Source organism: Corynebacterium intestinale (genome assembly GCF_023574125.1).
In the GTDB taxonomy this organism is placed as follows: domain Bacteria; phylum Actinomycetota; class Actinomycetes; order Mycobacteriales; family Mycobacteriaceae; genus Corynebacterium; species Corynebacterium hesseae.
The window spans coordinates 1-1,444 of record NZ_JAMKFF010000017.1 but is presented as its reverse complement, the minus strand read 5'-3'; the positions used below and the strand labels follow the sequence as shown (position 1 = coordinate 1,444).

Annotated in this window: 1 rRNA gene; it reads right to left on the bottom strand. The window is 55.7% G+C overall.

The annotated features are described in order from the left end of the window. Window positions 1-12: 12 nt before the first annotated feature. Window positions 13-1,444 (bottom strand): 16S ribosomal RNA (locus M5J06_RS12300); the annotation flags it as partial.

The window sequence follows — 1,444 nt, the reverse complement described above, 5'->3', positions numbered from 1 at the left end:
AATGCTCCTTAGAAAGGAGGTGATCCACCCGCACCTTCCGGTACGGGTACCTTGTTACGACTTCGTCCCAATCGCCGATCCCACCTTCGACAGCTCCCTAACAAGTTTAGGCCACTGGCTTCGGGTGTTACCAACTTTCATGACGTGACGGGCGGTGTGTACAAGGCCCGGGAACGTATTCACCGCAGCGTTGCTGATCTGCGATTACTAGCGACTCCGACTTCATGGGGTCGAGTTGCAGACCCCAATCCGAACTAAGACCGGCTTTCAGCGATTCGCTCCACCTCACAGTGTCGCTGCGCGTTGTACCGACCATTGTAGCATGTGTGAAGCCCTGGACATAAGGGGCATGATGATTTGACGTCATCCCCACCTTCCTCCGAGTTAACCCCGGCAGTCTCTCATGAGTCCCCAACCAAATGCTGGCAACATAAGACAAGGGTTGCGCTCGTTGCGGGACTTAACCCAACATCTCACGACACGAGCTGACGACAACCATGCACCACCTGTACACCAACCACAAGGGACACTACATCTCTGCAGCAATCTGGTGTATGTCAAGCCCAGGTAAGGTTCTTCGCGTTGCATCGAATTAATCCACATGCTCCGCCGCTTGTGCGGGCCCCCGTCAATTCCTTTGAGTTTTAGCCTTGCGGCCGTACTCCCCAGGCGGGGCGCTTAATGCGTTAGCTACGGCACAGAAGACGTGGAAGCCCCCTACACCTAGCGCCCACCGTTTACGGCATGGACTACCAGGGTATCTAATCCTGTTTGCTACCCATGCTTTCGCTCCTCAGCGTCAGTAACTGCCCAGAGACCTGCCTTCGCCATCGGTGTTCCTCCTGATATCTGCGCATTTCACCGCTACACCAGGAATTCCAGTCTCCCCTACAGCACTCAAGTTATGCCCGTATCGCCTGCACGCCCGAAGTTAAGCCCCGGAATTTCACAGACGACGCGACAAACCACCTACGAGCTCTTTACGCCCAGTAATTCCGGACAACGCTCGCACCCTACGTATTACCGCGGCTGCTGGCACGTAGTTAGCCGGTGCTTCTTATACAGGTACCGTCACAAAAAGCTTCGTCCCTGTCGAAAGGAGTTTACAACCCGAAGGCCGTCATCCCCCACGCGGCGTCGCTGCATCAGGCTTCCGCCCATTGTGCAATATTCCCCACTGCTGCCTCCCGTAGGAGTCTGGGCCGTATCTCAGTCCCAATGTGGCCGTACACCCTCTCAGGCCGGCTACCCGTCGACGCCTTGGTAGGCCATTACCCCACCAACAAGCTGATAGGCCGCGAGCTCATCTTGCACCGAAAAAACTTTCCAACCACCACACTAAAGGCAGTTCATATCCGGTATTAGACCCAGTTTCCCAAGCTTATCCCAGAGTGCAAGGCAGATCACCCACGTGTTACTCACCCGTTCGCCACTCGAGTACCCC